General features: G+C 40.7%; 1 pseudogene. It reads right to left on the reverse strand.

From position 1 onward, the window contains the following. Nucleotides 1-25: 25 nt before the first annotated feature. A pseudogene (locus KJR01_RS09685) lies at nucleotides 26-513 on the reverse strand (aconitase family protein); the annotation flags it as partial.

Raw genomic sequence — 513 nt, forward strand, 5'->3', positions numbered from 1 at the left:
TACCCGCCGCTGCAGATCTTTAATCACTTGCATCACTGGGTTCAAAAGCTTGTGCGACTTTTAAGTTCGGCAAGCCCTCTATTTCTAATATTTTTCCTGAAAAAATATTTTTCTTATTTTTCTTTTCAACGGTAAGTTGTCCTTGCTTGATTGCATAATAAGGTATAGCATTAACCAAATCTCTTAAGGTAACTCCAGCTTGCAATTCTCCGCTAAAACGCACTAAAACACTTTCGGGTACATTTAAAGGCATAGAGCCAGTAACCGCAGCAAAAGCTACAAGTCCGCTTCCTGCAGGGAAAGAAATTCCTATAGGAAAGCGTGTGTGAGAATCCCCACCCGTTCCTACGGTATCTGGCAATACAAAACGATTAAGCCAAGAGTGGATAACTCCATCACCTGGTTTGAAACTTACCCCACCACGACTAGTCATGAAATTGGGCAAGGTTTTATGTAAATTTGAATCGCTTACTTTTGGATACGCAGCTGTATGGCAAAAGCTTTGCATAACAA

Origin of the sequence: Campylobacter sp. 2018MI10, from assembly GCF_018501175.1 — a bacterium.
Taxonomy (GTDB): domain Bacteria; phylum Campylobacterota; class Campylobacteria; order Campylobacterales; family Campylobacteraceae; genus Campylobacter_E.